Annotated in this window: 17 protein-coding genes; 14 read left to right on the top strand and 3 right to left on the bottom strand. The window is 64.1% G+C overall.

Annotation, left to right across the window (positions count from 1 at the left end; translation table 11 throughout):
- Positions 1 to 57 precede the first annotated feature (57 nt).
- Both NCR34_RS10260 and cysM read left to right on the top strand, forming a co-directional pair.
- Positions 58 to 444: a ComEA family DNA-binding protein gene (locus NCR34_RS10260; protein ID WP_244846977.1), complete on the top strand. Its 387-nt coding sequence runs from the start codon at positions 58 to 60 to the stop codon at positions 442 to 444.
- A 283-nt stretch (positions 445 to 727) separates the two neighbouring features.
- Positions 728 to 1630 (top strand): cysteine synthase CysM, encoded by a 903-nt coding sequence (gene cysM, locus NCR34_RS10255; protein WP_248320297.1) that lies wholly within the window; start codon positions 728 to 730, stop codon positions 1628 to 1630.
- 56 nt (positions 1631 to 1686) lie between these two features.
- Here the strand turns inward: cysM and mltB are convergent, their stop codons facing one another.
- Positions 1687 to 2844: a lytic murein transglycosylase B gene (mltB, locus tag NCR34_RS10250; RefSeq protein ID WP_248320296.1), complete on the bottom strand. Its 1158-nt coding sequence runs from the start codon at positions 2842 to 2844 to the stop codon at positions 1687 to 1689.
- A gap of 294 nt (positions 2845 to 3138) precedes the next feature.
- On the opposite strand from mltB, the gene NCR34_RS10245 reads away from it, so the two are divergent.
- From NCR34_RS10245 to NCR34_RS10215, 7 genes are all read left to right on the top strand, one after another.
- A complete protein-coding gene (locus tag NCR34_RS10245) occupies positions 3139 to 4062 on the top strand; it encodes a histone deacetylase family protein (RefSeq protein WP_248320295.1) in 924 nt (307 codons plus the stop codon).
- A gap of 176 nt (positions 4063 to 4238) precedes the next feature.
- The gene (locus tag NCR34_RS10240) at positions 4239 to 5273 is read left to right on the top strand and encodes a methionine ABC transporter ATP-binding protein (protein WP_248320294.1); all 1035 of its coding nucleotides are present in this window, start codon (positions 4239 to 4241) and stop codon (positions 5271 to 5273) included.
- The gene (locus NCR34_RS10235; RefSeq protein WP_248320293.1) at positions 5263 to 5916 is read left to right on the top strand and encodes a methionine ABC transporter permease; all 654 of its coding nucleotides are present in this window, start codon (positions 5263 to 5265) and stop codon (positions 5914 to 5916) included. Before NCR34_RS10240 ends, NCR34_RS10235 begins: the two co-directional genes overlap by 11 nt.
- A gap of 24 nt (positions 5917 to 5940) precedes the next feature.
- Positions 5941 to 6738, top strand: a complete 798-nt coding sequence (locus tag NCR34_RS10230) for a MetQ/NlpA family ABC transporter substrate-binding protein (protein WP_248320292.1) — start codon at positions 5941 to 5943, stop codon at positions 6736 to 6738.
- A gap of 170 nt (positions 6739 to 6908) precedes the next feature.
- On the top strand, positions 6909 to 7658 hold the full coding sequence (locus NCR34_RS10225) for an electron transfer flavoprotein subunit beta/FixA family protein (protein ID WP_248320291.1): 750 nt from the start codon (positions 6909 to 6911) through the stop codon (positions 7656 to 7658).
- Between the two features lies 1 nt (position 7659).
- Positions 7660 to 8595 (top strand): electron transfer flavoprotein subunit alpha/FixB family protein, encoded by a 936-nt coding sequence (locus tag NCR34_RS10220; protein ID WP_248320290.1) that lies wholly within the window; start codon positions 7660 to 7662, stop codon positions 8593 to 8595.
- A 96-nt stretch (positions 8596 to 8691) separates the two neighbouring features.
- The gene (locus NCR34_RS10215) at positions 8692 to 10482 is read left to right on the top strand and encodes an acyl-CoA dehydrogenase (RefSeq protein ID WP_248320289.1); all 1791 of its coding nucleotides are present in this window, start codon (positions 8692 to 8694) and stop codon (positions 10480 to 10482) included.
- Positions 10483 to 10535: 53 nt separating this feature from the next.
- Here NCR34_RS10215 and NCR34_RS10210 read toward each other — a convergent pair whose 3' ends face one another.
- On the bottom strand, positions 10536 to 11828 hold the full coding sequence (locus NCR34_RS10210) for a D-amino acid dehydrogenase (RefSeq protein WP_248320288.1): 1293 nt from the start codon (positions 11826 to 11828) through the stop codon (positions 10536 to 10538).
- 142 nt (positions 11829 to 11970) lie between these two features.
- Here NCR34_RS10210 and NCR34_RS10205 point away from each other — a divergent pair, with 142 nt between their 5' ends.
- Together NCR34_RS10205 and NCR34_RS10200 are read left to right on the top strand one after the other, a co-directional pair.
- The gene (locus NCR34_RS10205) at positions 11971 to 12459 is read left to right on the top strand and encodes an Lrp/AsnC ligand binding domain-containing protein (RefSeq protein ID WP_248320287.1); all 489 of its coding nucleotides are present in this window, start codon (positions 11971 to 11973) and stop codon (positions 12457 to 12459) included.
- A gap of 71 nt (positions 12460 to 12530) precedes the next feature.
- The gene (locus tag NCR34_RS10200; RefSeq protein WP_248322329.1) at positions 12531 to 13670 is read left to right on the top strand and encodes a PA0069 family radical SAM protein; all 1140 of its coding nucleotides are present in this window, start codon (positions 12531 to 12533) and stop codon (positions 13668 to 13670) included.
- Positions 13671 to 13672: 2 nt separating this feature from the next.
- Here NCR34_RS10200 and NCR34_RS10195 read toward each other — a convergent pair whose 3' ends face one another.
- Positions 13673 to 14176 carry a TM2 domain-containing protein gene (locus tag NCR34_RS10195; protein ID WP_250499788.1) on the bottom strand — a complete coding sequence of 168 codons (504 nt, stop codon included), beginning with the start codon at positions 14174 to 14176 and terminating at the stop codon, positions 13673 to 13675.
- 201 nt (positions 14177 to 14377) lie between these two features.
- On the opposite strand from NCR34_RS10195, the gene rpsP reads away from it, so the two are divergent.
- From rpsP to trmD, 3 genes are all read left to right on the top strand, one after another.
- Positions 14378 to 14632, top strand: a complete 255-nt coding sequence (rpsP, locus tag NCR34_RS10190; RefSeq protein WP_175944588.1) for a 30S ribosomal protein S16 — start codon at positions 14378 to 14380, stop codon at positions 14630 to 14632.
- Between the two features lie 89 nt (positions 14633 to 14721).
- Positions 14722 to 15453, top strand: a complete 732-nt coding sequence (gene rimM, locus NCR34_RS10185) for a ribosome maturation factor RimM (protein ID WP_250499787.1) — start codon at positions 14722 to 14724, stop codon at positions 15451 to 15453.
- 28 nt (positions 15454 to 15481) lie between these two features.
- Positions 15482 to 16252, top strand: a complete 771-nt coding sequence (trmD, locus tag NCR34_RS10180) for a tRNA (guanosine(37)-N1)-methyltransferase TrmD (protein ID WP_175944583.1) — start codon at positions 15482 to 15484, stop codon at positions 16250 to 16252.
- Positions 16253 to 16358 lie beyond the last annotated feature (106 nt).

Here is a 16358-nt window from a genome sequence, read left to right as displayed (position 1 = left end):
CTACACTGGGTCTCGCGGTCGGCACTGTTCGCCGGCCGGTTCTTCTGGAGACTCAGCATGTTCAAGCAAGCCCTTTCGACCCTCGTTGCGCTCGCGCTCACCCTGTCCATCGGTTCGGCGCTCGCAGCGGTCGATGTCAACACCGCCAATACCGATGCCCTGCGCGGCATCAAGGGCATCGGCCCGGCGAAGGCGAAAGCCATTCTCGATGAACGTCAGGCGCACGGCCCCTTCAAGGATGCGGCCGATCTCAGCTCGCGCGTCAAAGGCATGGGCGGCAAGACGGTGCAACGGCTCACGGCCGAAGGCCTGACCATCGGCACGGCGTCGAAGACCGCGGCAACCGGCACGCCTGCGGCCACCGGCGCCAATGGTGCCAACGGCGTCAGCGCGACGCCCGTGCTGTCGTCGCAGGCGTCCAAGCCTGTGGTCGTCAAGAAGTAAGCGGTAGGGCGCGCGGCGCGGCTTGTCGGCGGCCGCGCGCTGCAACGGGTTTCTTCGCTCCTTCAGCCTTCGGATGTTTGGGCTCCCCGCGGTTTGCCTCGCCGCGGGTTTTTTGCGTGACGAAAGCCGCGCGCTCGGCCGCTCGCGTAGCCATCCGCGCAGGAGGGGCGAGGCGCATGGCGCGAAGCGGTGGGCTACAATCAATGAACTCCCATATCAATATTCCGGCGAACGCGCGCACAAGCATGCGCCGTCGTTCCGTGGAACCCGAATCCGGTCCGCTATGGCTTACATGACTATCGAAGACACGATCGGCAATACGCCGCTCGTGCAACTCGTCCGCGTGGTGGACGATGAAATCCGCAGCCGCAACAACGTCGTGCTCGGCAAGCTCGAAGGCAATAACCCGGCCGGCTCGGTGAAAGACCGTCCGGCGCTGTCGATGATCAGGAAAGCTGAAGAGCGCGGCCGCGTCAAGCCGGGCGACACGCTGATCGAGGCGACGAGCGGCAACACCGGCATTGCGCTCGCGATGGCAGCGGCCGTGCGCGGCTACAAGATGGTGCTGATCATGCCGGAGGACCTGTCCATCGAGCGGCGTCAGAGCATGGGCGCGTACGGCGCGCAGATCATTCTCACGCCGGTCACGGGCGGCATGGAGTACGCGCGCGATCTCGCCGATCAGATGCAGCGCGACGGCCGTGGCATCATCCTCGATCAGTTCGCGAATCCGGACAATCCGCTGGCGCACTACGAAACCACCGGTCCGGAACTGTGGCGGCAGACCGAAGGACGCATCACGCATTTCGTCTCCTCCATGGGCACGACCGGCACGATCATGGGCGTGTCGCAGTATCTGAAGGAGAAGAACGAGAAGATCGAGATCATCGGCGCGCAGCCGGAGGAGGGCTCGCGCATTCCGGGTATCCGCAAATGGCCGGAAGCGTACTTGCCGAAGATTTTCGATCGCAGCCGCGTGGATCGCGTGGAGAACGTGAGTCAGGCGGCAGCCGAGGCAATGGCGCGGCGGCTCGCGTCGGTGGAAGGCATCTTCGCCGGCATTTCGTCGGGCGGCGCGTGCGAAGTCGCGCTGCGCGTCGCGCGTCAGCTCGAGAACGCGACCATTGTGTTCATCGTCTGCGACCGCGGCGACCGTTATCTGTCGACGGGCGTCTTTCCCGCCTGAGCGCGCTCATCAATCGCGGTCCGCTTCGCACGGCGGACCGCCGATGAGAAGCGACCTTATTGCGACGCGTCGCCCGCCGCCATGCGCGCCTTCACGGCCTCGCCCAACTGATACACGGCGAGCGCGTAGAAGAAGCTGCGGTTGTAGCGCGTCAGCACATAGAAGTTCTTGAGGCCGAGCGTGTATTCGGTCGCGCGGCCCGGCGTCGGCAGGTCCACGACGGTCAGCGGCGTGGCCGCTTCCGCGCCCAGGTTCAGGCCCGGCTCGGTCAGCAGCATGCCGGCCTTCGTCAACTGCGCGAGCGACCAGTGCGGCTCCGGCTGCCCGTCAGCCGCGGCTTGCGCGATGCCCTGGCTGCCTTCATCGCCCGCAATGCGCCACACGACCGGACGGCCCGGCTCCCAGCCGTTCTGCTTCAGATAATTCGCGACACTGCCGATGGCATCCGCCGGACTCGTGCGCAAATCGATGCGGCCGTTGCCGTCGAAGTCCACCGCGTACTGCACGATGCTGCTCGGCAGAAACTGCGGAATGCCGATGGCGCCGGTGTACGAGCCGAGCACGGTCGTCGGATCGATTTGCGAATCGCGCGTCCAGACGAGCAGGTCTTCGAGATTCTTGCGGAACGTCGCCTGACGTTCGGCGCGGTTCGGCGTGTTCGGGTAGTCGAACGTGAGCGTGGTCAGCGCGTCGAGCGCGCGGAAATTGCCCATGTACTTGCCGTAGATGGTCTCGACACCGATGATCCCGACGATCACTTCCGGCGGCACGCCGAACTGCGCGGACGCGCGCTGCAACGTGGCCTGATTCGCGCGCCAGAACTTCACGCCCGCGTTGATGCGAATCGGCTCGATGAAACGCGACTGGTACGCGCGCCAGTTCTTGAGCGATGGCGTGGGCGACGGCAACACCAGCTTCACCGCCGTCGCGGAGTAGCTCACGCGATTGAAGAGGTCGTGCAGCGTGGCGGGATCGAAATCGTAGCGCGCGACCATGTCGTTGATGAACGCCTCGACATTCGGGTTGTTCGCGTACCGCTGCGGCACGATCTCTTCTTCGAACACTTGCCCTTGCGGCGTCGCGCTCTGCGGCTGCTGCGACTGCGCAAGGGCACTGTTGCCGCAGACGCCGCCGATTGCGCACAGCAAGGAAGCGATGAACGCGCGCGTCAGCGGCTTGAGAGGGAAATCGAGCGAGGCAAGCTGAAAAGTCATAGTGTGCTTGGTGAGCGATTGAGGGCGATGCCGGATGTTCTGCCGTCGCGTGCAGCTTCTTGCAACGATTCTTGACCGAGCGCATTGGCCTGCAACGTGCCGTCGGCGCTGGCTGCCGGGGCGTCGGGGCAGTATAACCGACGCCCTGCGCGCGCCATGCCGATGCGGCTCGGCAAGACCCGGCGCGACGGCCGTTTCGAACGGTGTGGTAACTTAACGTCAAATGCGCGGCACGGGATCGCGTATGACGAAAAAAGACGAGACGCGCCGACGACAGCGGCACTGCGAGACATCATGGCCACCGGCTTCTACACCCACTCCGACTGCCTTCAGCACGATAACGGCCAGTGGCATCCCGAATGCGCCGCGCGCCTTCAGGCGATCGAAGATCAACTCATCGCGAGCCGCATCGACGCCCTGATCGAGCGCGAAGACGCGCCGCTCGCCGAGGAAGCCGATCTCGCGCGCGTCCACACGCAGGCGCACATCGACTACATCAAGAGCCGCACGCCGGAGCATGGGCGCAGTGAACTGGACCCGGACACGTCGATGTGTCCGCAGTCGTATCGCGCGGCGTTGCGCGCGGCGGGCGCGGCCATCGCGGCGACCGATGCCGTCATCGAAGGCCGCTACGACAACGCGTTTTGCAGCGTGCGTCCGCCGGGCCATCACGCGGAGCCCGCGCGCGCGATGGGCTTCTGTCTCTTCAATAACGTCGCAATTGCCGCGCGTCATGCGCTGGAAGTGCACGGACTGCAACGCGTCGCGGTCATCGACTTCGACGTGCATCACGGCAACGGCACCGAAGCCGCCTTCACCGGCGACTCGCGCGTGCTGATGTGCAGCTTCTTCCAGCATCCGTTCTATCCGTTCAGCGGCGCGGACAGCCACGCGCCGAACATGGTGAACGTGCCGCTGCCCGCGCGCACGAAGGGCATGGCGGTGCGCGAAGTGATCGACTTGATGTGGCTGCCGCGCCTCGAGGAGTTCAAGCCGCAGATGTTGTTCGTCTCTGCCGGTTTCGACGCGCACCGCGAGGACGACCTCGGCAACATGGGCCTTGTGGAAGACGATTACGCGTGGATCACCGAGCAGATTCGTGCGGTAGCGGAGCGCCATGCAGAGGGGCGCATCGTCAGTTGTCTCGAAGGCGGCTACAACCTGTCGGCGCTCGGGCGCAGCGTCGTCGCGCACTTGCGGGCATTGGCGCAGATCTAGCGAGCGGCCAAATAGGCCAGCGTAATTAGCCGATCCGAAATCGTTATTAAGCGAAGCGGTCAGCGTCCTGTAAAATCGCGCTTCTCAAAAAGCGGCAGTTCAACAAGCGGCGGCCGGCTGCGCGGGTGCTCTCACCTGGCGAAGCCTTCCGCCGTTTGCATTTTCCAGACCGGCGCATGATCGACATACGTAACCTCTCGCAGCGTTTCGCGGGACCCCGAGGCTGGGTCGAAGCGCTGCACAACGTCAACTTGACGATTCCCGCCGGCGAAGTGTTCGGCATCATCGGGCGCAGCGGGGCGGGCAAGAGCACGCTGGTGCGCACGCTCAATCTGCTGACGCGGCCGAGCGAAGGCAACGTGATCGTCGATGGACGCGATCTCACGACGCTGCGCCCCGACGACTTGCGCGCCGCGCGCCGCGACATCGGCATGATCTTTCAGCACTTCAACCTTCTGTCTTCGCGCACGGTGTACGGCAACGTCGCGCTGCCGCTCGAACTCGCGGGCAAGAAGCGCGCGGAAATCGAAGCGGCGGTGCTGCCGCTGCTCGACCTCGTCGGCCTCACCACGCACAAGGACAAGTATCCGGCGCAGATCAGCGGCGGGCAGAAGCAGCGCGTGGGCATCGCGCGGGCGCTCGCGAGCAATCCGAAAGTGCTGCTCTCCGACGAAGCCACGTCCGCGCTCGATCCCGAAACCACGCGCGCAATTCTCGACCTGCTGCGCAAGATCAATCGCGAGCTCGGGCTCACCATCGTGCTCATCACGCATCAGATGGAGGTCATCAAGCAGGTCTGCGATCGCGTGGCCGTGCTGGATGCGGGGCGCGTGGTCGAGGAAGGCAAGGTCGTCGATGTCTTCATGCAGCCGCATCACGAAGTCACGCGCGCGCTCATCGGCGATGTCATCGCGCATGAGCTGCCGCCCGCGCTGAAGGCGCGCGTCGCCGAGCGGCTCAAGAGTGGCAGCGGCCATTTGCTGCGGCTCGCGTTCACGGGCTCGGGCGTCGACCAGCCGATTCTTTCCGAAACGATCCGCCGCTACGAACTGGACTTCAACATCCTGCACGGCCAGATCGACGAGATTCAGGGGCAGGCGTTCGGATCACTCGCCGTGCTGGCGGGCGGTCAGCCGGTCAAGGTCGCGGAGGCGATCGCTTATTTGCGCACGCAAGGCGTGGTCGTGGAGGAGTTGTCCCATGTTGAGTGAAATGTTCGACATGTTCGTGCAGTCGTTCTGGGAAACGCTGATCATGGTCGGCATCTCGGGACTCGTCGGCGCGGCGGTGGGCCTGCCGCTCGGCGTGCTGCTCTATCTGACCGACCGCGACGGCGTGCTGCGAAACATGGCCGTCAACCGCGTGCTCGGCGGCATCGTCAATGCGGTGCGCTCGACGCCGTTCATCATCCTGCTTGTCGCGGTCATTCCGTTCACGCGGCTCATCGTCGGCTCGTCCATCGGCACGGCGGCGGCGGTCGTGCCGCTCACCATCGCGGCGGCGCCGTTCATTGCGCGGCTCGTCGAAACGGCGCTGCGCGAAGTGGATCGCGGTCTCATCGAAGCCGCGCAGGCCATGGGCGCGACCACGAGCCAGATCGTCTTCAAGGTGCTGCTGCCGGAGTCGCTGCCGGGTGTCGTCGCGGGACTCACCATCACGTTCGTCTCGCTGGTCGGCTATTCGGCGATGGCCGGCGCGATCGGCGGCGGCGGCCTCGGCGATCTCGGCATCCGCTACGGCTACCAGCGATTCCTGCCGGGAGTGATGCTGGCGGTCGTCGTCATTCTCATCGTGTTCGTGCAGCTCGTGCAGTCGTTCGGCGACTGGCTCGTGCGCCGTCTGAGCCACAAATAATTCCATTAAGAAGAAGGTCAGCACATGCAACGTCGATTCATCCTGAAGTTCGCCGCGGCGCTCGGCGCGGCATCGCTCATGAGCACGCTCGCGCACGCGGACGACAACGCCATCAAGGTCGGCGTGACGGGCGGCCCGCACGCGCAAGTCATGGAAGTCGTGAAGCAGGTCGCCGCGAAGAACGGGCTGAAGATCACGGTCGTCGAATTCTCGGACTACGTGCAGCCGAACGCGGCACTCGCGGCGGGCGATCTCGACGCCAACAGCTACCAGCATCAGCCGTATCTGGACGCGCAGGTGAAAGACCGCGGCTACAAGCTTATTAAGGTCGCCGATACGGTCACGTTCCCGATGGGCATCTATTCGAAGAAGCTCAAGTCGCTGAATGAGTTGCCGAATGGCGCGCGCATCGCCGTGCCGAACGATCCGACCAACGGCGGCCGCGCGTTGCTGCTGCTGCAAAAGCAGGGCTTGCTGAAGCTGCGCGCGGATGCGGGCCTGAAGGCGACGCCGCTCGATATCGTCGAGAATCCGAAGAAGCTGAAGATCGTCGAACTGGACGCCGCGCAGATTCCGCGCTCGCTCGCCGATGTCGATGCCGCCGCCATCAACACGAACTTCGCGATGGAAGCCGGCCTGAAGCCGAAGTCCGACGCCATCGCCATCGAAGATCCGCGCGGCCCGTACGCGAACATCATCGCCATCCGCGCCGCCGACAAGGACAAGCCGTGGGTCGGCAAGCTCGTGGCCGCCTATCACTCGCCGGAAGTGAAGCAGTTCATCGAGGGCAAGTACGCCGGCGCGGTCATCGCGGCCTGGTGAGCTTTCTCGCCGCATCCGGGTTTTTTGGGATGGAAAGCGAACGACCGTTCTTTTAAAGTGAGATCAAATGGATTGCACGCTGACCCGGTTCGCCGTTCTGGCCGAAGGCGCGAACGCGCGGCTCGTATAATGAGGCTGGGTTGACGTAATCGTAACTTTGGAGCGTGTGGATGAAAATTCTGGTGCCAGTCAAGCGCGTGGTCGACTACAACGTGAAGGTCCGCGTGAAATCGGACAACACGGGCGTCGAACTCGCCAACGTGAAGATGTCGATGAACCCGTTCGACGAAATCGCCGTGGAAGAGGCGGTGCGTCTGAAGGAAGCGGGTGTCGCAACGGAAGTGATCGCGGTGTCGTGCGGCGTCACGCAATGTCAGGAAACGCTGCGCACGGCGCTGGCGATCGGCGCGGATCGCGCGATTCTCGTTGAAACCGCCGAGGAGTTGCAGCCGCTGGCAGTGGCGAAGTTGCTCAAGGCGCTGGTCGATCAGGAAAAGCCGGAGCTCGTGATTCTCGGCAAGCAGGCGATCGACGACGATTCGAACCAGACCGGCCAGATGCTTGCAGCACTGGCGGGGCTGCCGCAGGCGACGTTCGCATCGAAAGTCGTGATCGCCGATGGCCGCGCGACTGTCTCGCGTGAAGTGGATGGCGGCGCGGAAACGCTGTCGCTGAAACTGCCCGCCGTGGTGACGACCGACCTGCGCCTCAACGAGCCGCGCTACGTGACGCTGCCCAACATCATGAAGGCGAAGAAAAAGCCGCTGACGACCGTGACGCCCGCCGATCTGGGCGTCGATGTCGCGCCGCGTCTGAAGACGCTGAAAGTCACCGAGCCGCCCAAGCGCAGCGCCGGCGTGACGGTGCCGGACGTGAAGACGCTGGTCGAGAAACTGAAAACCGAAGCGAAGGTGATCTAACGTGACGACTCTCGTAATTGCAGAACACGACAACGCGTCGATCAAGGCGGCGACGTTGAACACGGTCGCGGCAGCGGCCAAGCTGGGCGGCGGTATTCACGTTCTGGTCGCGGGTTCGAACGCGCAGGGCGCGGCGGAACAAGCGGCGAAGATCGCAGGCGTTTCCAAGGTGTTGCTGGCCGATGCGCCGCAACTGGCCGAAGGACTCGCGGAGAACGTCGAAGGCACGGTGCTGAACATCGCCAAGGACTATTCGCACATCGTCGCGCCGGCGACGGCTTACGGCAAGAACATCGCGCCGCGTATCGCCGCGCATCTGGATGTCGCGCAGATCAGCGAGATCACGGCTGTCGTGAGCGCAGACACGTTCGAGCGTCCGATCTACGCGGGAAATGCGATCGCGACGGTGCAATCGGCTGATCCGATCAAGGTCATCACGGTTCGCGCGACGGGCTTCGATCCGGTCGCGGCTGAAGGCGGCAGCGCATCGGTCGAGAAGATCGAAGCAGCGGCCGATGCGGGCGTCTCGCAGTTCGTCAATCGCGAAGTGACGAAGCTCGACCGGCCGGAACTGACGAGCGCGAACATTATCGTCTCGGGCGGGCGCGGTCTCGGCAGCGGCGAGAACTACACGCAAGTGCTGGAACCGCTCGCGGACAAGCTCGGCGCGGCGCTGGGCGCATCGCGCGCGGCGGTCGACGCGGGCTACGTGCCGAACGATTATCAAGTCGGCCAAACGGGCAAGATCGTCGCGCCGCAGTTGTACGTGGCCGTCGGTATTTCGGGCGCGATTCAGCACTTGGCCGGCATGAAGGACAGCAAGGTGATCGTCGCGATCAACAAGGACGCCGAAGCACCGATCTTCAGCGTGGCGGATTACGGCCTCGTCGGCGATCTGTTCTCGGTGGTGCCGGAACTGGTGAAAGAACTCGGCTGATCGCGTGCGTCGCAAGCGGCGCCTGCAATAGAAAAACAAAGGGCGCGACAACCGTTGCGCCCTTTTTGCATCCGGAAACGAAAGAGGAGACAAACGATGAGCTACCGCGCTCCGGTGAAGGACATGCTGTTCGTCATGAAGGAACTGGCCGATATCGACAGCATCGCCGCGCTGCCGGGCTATGAGGACGGCAACTTCGACACCGCGCAGGCTGTCGTCGAAGAAGCCGCGCGCTTCTGCGGCGAAGTGCTTGCGCCGCTGAACGTCACGGGCGATCGCCAACCCAGCACGTGGGCGAACGGACAGGTGACGACGACGCCCGGCTTCAGGGACGCGTTTCGCCAGTTCGCGGAGGGCGGGTGGCAAGGCATCGTGCATCCGGCGGAGTTCGGCGGACAGAACCTGCCGAAGCTCATCGCGACTGCCTGCATTGAAATGCTCAACTCGGCCAATCTTTCGTTCGCGCTCTGTCCGCTGCTGACAGACGGCGCGATCGAAGCGTTGTTGACAGCCGGCAGCGAAGAGCAGAAGGCGCGCTATCTGCCGAAGTTCATTTCCGGCGAATGGACCGGCACGATGAACCTGACCGAGCCGCAAGCCGGCTCCGATCTGGCGCTCGTGCGCACGCGCGCCGAGCCGCAGGGCGACGGCACGTACAAGCTCTTCGGCACGAAAATCTTCATCACCTACGGCGAGCACGATATGACGGAGAACATCGTGCATCTGGTGCTCGCGCGCACGCCCGATGCGCCGGAAGGCGTGAAGGGCATTTCGCTCTTTATCGTGCCGAAGTTTCTCGTCAACGACGACGGGTCGCTCGGAGAACGCAACGACGTGCATTGCGTCTCCATCGAGCACAAGCTCGGCATCAAGGCGAGCCCGACCGCCGTGCTCCAATACGGCGACCACGGCGGGGCGGTCGGCTATTTGATCGGCGAGGAGAATCGCGGCCTCGAATACATGTTCATCATGATGAACGCCGCGCGTTTCGCCGTCGGCATGCAGGGCGTCGCGGTTTCGGAGCGGGCGTATCAGCAGGCCGTCGCATATGCGAAGGAGCGCGTCCAAAGCCGCCCGGTGGATGGCAGCGCGAAGGCGGCGGTGTCGATCATCCAGCATCCGGACGTGCGCCGCATGCTCGCCACGATGCGCGCCTATACGGAAGGCGCGCGCGCGCTCGCCTATGTCGCCGCCGCGCATAGCGACCTGGCGCACGCGCATCCGGAAGAAGCGGTGCGCAAGCGCCATCAGGCGGTCTATGAATTCCTCGTGCCGATCGTCAAGGGCTTCAGCACCGAAATTTCCGTGGATGTCGCGAGCCTCGGCGTGCAGGTGCATGGCGGCATGGGCTTCATCGAGGAGACCGGCGCCGCGCAGCATTATCGAGATGCGCGCATCCTGCCGATCTACGAAGGCACGACCGCTATTCAGGCCAACGATCTGATCGGGCGCAAGACCGTACGCGATGGCGGCGCGACCGCGCAGGCGCTGCTCGCCCATATCGACCAGACCATCTCGGCGCTCGCCGAAGTCGACGGCCAGGCGTTCAAGTCGATGCATCGTCATCTGAGCGCGGGCAGCCTGTCGCTCGCGCGCGTCATCGAGTTCGTCGTCGCGCGGTTCAAGAGCGATCCGAACGCGGTGTTCGCGGGCAGCGTGCCGTATCTGAAGCTCGCCGGCATCGTGCTTTCCGGCTGGCAAATGGCCCGCGCGATGCTCGTCGCGCAAACGAAACGCGCCGAAGACGAGCCGTTCTATTCGGCGAAGATCGCGACCGCCGAGTTCTTCGCGGAACACATCTTGTCGCACGCGCCCGGCTTCGAGGCGGCGATCGTGAGCGCCAACGGACACGAAGGCGTGCTCGCGCTGAGCGAAGATCAGTTCTGAAAACGACGACGGCGCCTTTGCAGGCGCCGTCGTTCAATCAGCCGGTTCGAATGTCAGGCGTCGGCGTAGGCCGGTCGCCCGGTGACGCTTGCATCGCCGAAGTAGCGATGCACCGACAAGTCGTCCGAGCGGATAGCGGGCTGCCTGCCGGACATCAGGTCCGCGAGCAACTGGCCCGAACCGCACGACATCGTCCAGCCGAGCGTGCCGTGGCCGGTGTTGAGGAAGAGATTGGGCACGGGCGTGCGGCCGACGATCGGCGTGCCGTCCGGCGTCATCGGGCGCAGGCCGGTCCAGAAACTCGCGCTCGCGGTATCGCCGCCGCCGGGGAACAGGTCGTTCACGCACATTTCGAGCGTCTCGCGACGTGCCTGCTTCAGCGTCTTGTCATAGCCGACAATCTCCGCCATGCCACCGACGCGAATGCGGTCGTCGAAGCGCGTGATCGCGATCTTGTACGTTTCGTCGAGCACCGTGGAGACCGGAGCGCGCTTCGCATCGACGATCGGCGCGGTGATCGAATAGCCCTTCAGCGGATACACCGGAATCTTGACGAGATCGCCGAGCAGCTTCGGCGAATACGACCCGAGCGCGACGACATACGAATCCGCCGTGATAAGTTCTCTCCCGCATTGCACGGCGGCGATGCGGCCGTTGCTCACGCGCAGCGCGTCGATCGGCGTCTTGTAGCGAAACTCGACGCCGAGCGCTTCGGCCATCGCGGCCAAGCGCGTGGTGAACATCTGGCAGTCGCCGGTTTCGTCGTTCGGCAGGCGCAGGCCGCCCGTCAGCTTGTGCGATACGGCGGCGAGCGCCGGCTCGGCCTTCGCCAGCTCCTCCGCCGACAGCAACTCGAACGGCACGTTGGCGTCCTTCAACACCGCGATGTCTTTGGCCGCGCCGTCCAACTGCTGCTGCGTGCGGAACACCTGCAACGTGCCGCCGGTGCGGCCTTCGTATTGAATGCCGGTGTCCGCGCGCAACGCCTGCAGGCAATCGCGGCTGTATTCGGCGAGGCGCACCATGCGGCCTTTGTTCACCGTGTAGCGCTCCTGCGTGCAGTTGCGCAGCATCTGCCACATCCACTGAAGCTGGCTCATCGTGCCGTCGAGGCGGATGGCGAGCGGCGCGTGCTTTTCGAACATCCATTTGACGGCCTTGAGCGGCACGCCCGGCGCGGCCCACGGCGACGCGTAGCCCGGCGAAATCTGTCCCGCATTGGCGAAACTGGTTTCGAGCGCGGGGCCGGCTTCGCGGTCGATGACCGTGACTTCGTGCCCGGCGCGCGCGAGGTAATACGCGCTAGTCACGCCGACGACGCCGCTTCCCAGAATAACGATTCGCATGTGATCTCCGTTTCCGATCCGACTGGACAGTCGCGAATCGCACGAGGGCTGCGACGGATTGTCCGGCTAGTGTTATCGCCTATACTATTGGCAGTAAGGCAGTTTTAGTTATTGTATTTCGCGGATTTTCAGGAAGGAAACGATGAGAACGCAGCGAAATCCGCTTCGGACGCTCGATAAACTCGATCACAAGATTTTGAGCATCCTGCAGCAGGACGGACGCATCGCGATGAAGGATCTGGCGGAGCGTGTCGGCCTGTCGGTGACGCCGTGCATCGAGCGCGTGCGGCGCATGGAACGCGACGGCGTGATCACCGGCTACTACGCGCGCGTGAACCCTGCGCAACTGGGCGCGGCGCTGCTCGTGTTCGTCGAAATCACGCTGGATCACAAAAGCGGCAACATGTTCGAACAGTTTCGGCGCGAGGTTCAGCGCATTCCCGAAGTGCTCGAATGTCATCTCGTTTCGGGCGATTTCGACTATCTGATCAAGGCGCGCATCGGCGAAATGGCCGACTACCGCAAGCTGCTCGGCGACATTCTTCTGCAACTGCCGGGAGCCGTGCAGTCGAAAAGCTACGTGGTGATGGAGGAGATCAAGGAGACGCTGACCATTCCGGTCGACGTCTAAAAAACCGCTTGCGGTCGCGGCGCGATACTGTATATTTGTACAGTACTGTACGACGCAACCCTGTGACCGCAATGCCCACGCCGGACGATGAATTCCCTGTCGCGCCGCCTTCGCCGCTGAAGGGGCGCGGCGCTGTGTCCAACCTTCAAGGCCGCTACGAGAAGGACGAGCGCGAGCGCGTCGACGACGGCTGGACGCACGAAACCGCCGAGGACGAAGGCTCGCCGCCGCTGCGCACGCAGGTTTTCGAGGAACGCGCGAAGAGCATTCTCACGCGCAACAACTCGCCGGACATCCCATTCACGGTTTCGTTGAACCCATACCGTGGCTGCGAACACGGCTGCATCTATTGCTTCGCGCGTCCGACTCACAGCTATCTCGGCCTCTCGCCGGGACTGGATTTCGAAAGCCGCATCTACGCGAAAATTAACGCCGGAGAATTGCTCGAGCGCGAACTGGCGAAGCCGAGCTATCAGCCGGACCCCATCGCGCTCGGCGTCAATACGGACGCGTATCAGCCGGTCGAGCGCGATCTGAAGCTGACGCGGCGGGTGATCGAGATTCTCCACGACTGCGGGCATCCGTTCGGGGCGATCACGAAGTCGTCGCTGATCGAACGCGATATCGATCTGCTCGCGCGCATGGCCGAGCGCAAGCAGTTCATGGCGGCGATCACCGTCACGACGCTCGATGCCGACATCGCGCGCACGCTCGAACCGCGCGCCGCCACGCCGTCGCGCCGGCTGCGCACCATTCGCACGCTCGCCGACGCGGGCATTCCGGTCGGCGTGAGCATCGCGCCGGTGATCCCGTTCGTCACGGAACCGGACCTCGAACGCGTGCTGGAAGCCTGCGCGGAGGCGGGCGCGACCACGGCGAGCTATATCGTGCTGCGTCTGCCGTGGGAAGTGGCGCCGCTTTTCAAGGACTGGCTCGCCGCGCATTTCCCGGATCGCGCGGACCGCGTGATGAGCCGCGTGCGCGACATGCGCGGCGGCAAGGACTACGACTCGGACTTCGCCACGCGCATGAAGGGCGAGGGCCTGTGGGCGGACATGCTGAAACAACGCTTTAGTCAGGCGACAAAGCGGCTCGGTCTAAACCTGCGCAATCGCGGCATTCTCGATATGTCGGAGTTCCAGCGGCCAGCGAGCGCGAAGGCCCAGCGGGCGGCGGTGCCTGCGGCTGGCGGCCAGCTGAACCTATTCTGAACTTATTGCGACAACGTCTTGGCGGCTTCCACCTGGCCTTCGAAATACGTCTGGAACGTCAGGGCGAGGCCAGTCATCAACAGGAACGCTCCGATCAGCAGCGAGAAGATCACCACGAAGATCACCGTCCAGCCCGAGTGGCTTTGACGGCCGGTATGGGCGTTGAACTGCGCGTCCCACTTCGCATCGGGCCGCAGTCCGTAGACGATCGCCGAGAGAAACGCCGCGAGCAGCGACACCGCGCCCGGCACGGCGAGCGCCCAGCCGAGCACCGACGTACGCTCGGTCGCGGCGAGCAGCAGATAGCCGACCGCGCCCATCGCGATCCCCACGATATGCGCCCAGCCGTACTTGTCGCGCATGCCATACAGATAGAAGCGGTGCAGGCCAATGCTGCCGAACAGAAACGCGAGCGCGGCGGTTAGTGTTTTCGAGCGGAAGTAGGGCGGAGCCGGCTTGCCCGCAGGCTTCGAATCGGACTGCGCGGCAACGGACGAGGAAGTCATCTTGGAGAGCGGTAATCAGTGCAGATTCGTCATTTTACGATGCGGCGCGCGGCGTAGACAGAACGCGACATTTCGCTCGCGGCGGCTCCCGGCGCCGCACGTTGCCAGCAAAAAATGCGTTAAGTGTTTGTTAGGGCTTCGGATTCCCGTTATAATCGCGTGTTCTGGTAGTTCCGAACCCCGGTTTTCAAGGATTTCAGCATGGTCATCATCCGCTTGGCTCGTGGCGGCTCGAAGAAGCGCCCGTTCTACAACATCGTCGCAACCGATTCGCGTAGCCGCCGTGACGGCCGCTTCATCGAGCGCGTGGGTTTCTACAACCCGGTCGCCACCAAGGGCGAATCGCTGCGAATCGCTCAAGATCGCCTGACCTACTGGCAAGGCGTCGGCGCGCAACTGTCGCCGACCGTCGAGCGTCTGGTCAAGCAGTCGAAACAAGCTCAGCCGGCTGCTTAAGCTGTCTTGTGCTTGTCGATTGAGTGGCGCGTCACGCCGTCAAGCGTGGCTGCTGCTCGGTCACTCCATATTCGCCCAAAGGTTCGCTGATGCCCGCGCGTGATCCCCAAAACGGCCACGAGTCCGGTTCCGTCAGTCAACCGAAGCCGGGGCAACAGGAAGGTGCCGCCACGTTCGGCGCGTTCGTCCGCAAGCCGGGCGCGCGCCGCGTGGCGGCCGGCGTTTCGGGCGAAGGCAAGCCCGAAGGCGGCGGCGAGGGCATCGAGCCGGCGGAGAGTCTGCCGGAAGATGCAGTCGAAGTCGGTTTCATCGTGGATGCCTATGGCCTGAAGGGCTGGGTCAAGGTCATGCCGCATGCGCACGGCAAGTCGGGCGGCGACGCGCTGCTCACGGCCAAGCGTTGGTGGCTCGTCAAGAATCGCGACCGCAAGTCCGCGCGCCGTTTGCAGTCGAAGGTGCACGGAGATTCGATCGTCGCGAGTCTGGCGGGTTGCGACGACCGCGACGCCGCGCTGACGCTGAAAGGCTACGCGGTGCACATCGCGCGCAGCGACTTTCCGAAGCTCGACGACGAAGACGAGTTCTACTGGGTCGATCTGATCGGCCTCGATGTCGAAAACGAAGCGGGCGTGGCGCTTGGCCGCGTTGCCGACATGATCGACAACGGCGCGCATTCCATCCTGCGGGTCGAGTACCCGGCCACGAACAAGGATGGCGAGCCCGTCACCGGCGAGCGGCTTATTCCGTTCGTCGGCGTGTACGTGAAGACGGTGGATCGGGCGGCGAAGCGTATCGTCGTCGACTGGGACGCCGATTATTGAAAGCCATCGGCAGAACACGGAGAGGGCGATGCAGTTCGATGTCGTGACGCTCTTTCCCGAGATGTTTCGCGCGCTGACCGACTGGGGCATCACCAGCCGGGCGGTGAAGCAGGGGCGGTTCGGTCTGCGCACATGGAATCCGCGCGATTTCACCACGGACAACTACCGCACCATCGACGACCGTCCTTACGGCGGCGGCCCCGGCATGGTCATGCTGGCGCGTCCGCTGGAAGACGCGATCGATGCGGCCAAGACAGCGCAGCGCGAGCAGGGCATCGAGAACACGCGCGTCGTGATGATGTCGCCGCAAGGCGCGAAGCTGGACCATGATCGCGTGATGCGTTTCTCGCAGGAACCCGGCCTTGTGTTGTTGTGCGGCCGGTACGAAGCGATCGACCAGCGTTTGATCGATCGCGTGGTGGACGAGGAAGTGAGCCTCGGCGACTTCGTGCTATCCGGCGGCGAATTGCCGGCCATGGCGCTGATGGACGCGGTCGTGCGCCACTTGCCCGGCGTGCTGAACGACGCGCAATCCGCAGTGCAGGACAGTTTCGTCGACGTATTGCTCGACTGTCCGCACTACACGCGCCCGGAGGAATACGAAGGCGTGCGCGTGCCGGATGTGCTGCTCGGCGGCCATCACAAGGAAATCGACGCCTGGCGCAGGCGCGAAGCATTGCGCAATACGTTCATCAAGCGGCCCGATCTGATCGAGCGGGCGCGCAAGAGCAAGTTGCTGAGCCGTGCCGACGAGGCGTGGCTTGCAAGTCTCGCGAAGGACGCGTCGAAGCCGCAATAAGCTTCGGGCTACGAGCGGGACAAATGGGGGCGCCGACCAACATCGGCGCCGGAAGTGAACCCATCCTCTACCGGGGCCTCTTACCAGAAGTCGAGGCACACAACTC

Origin of the sequence: Caballeronia sp. GAWG1-5s-s, from assembly GCF_023631445.1 — a bacterium.
Lineage (GTDB): Bacteria > Pseudomonadota > Gammaproteobacteria > Burkholderiales > Burkholderiaceae > Caballeronia.
Note: the sequence above shows the minus strand (reverse complement) of the source record. Positions and strands in the feature narration are given on the sequence as shown.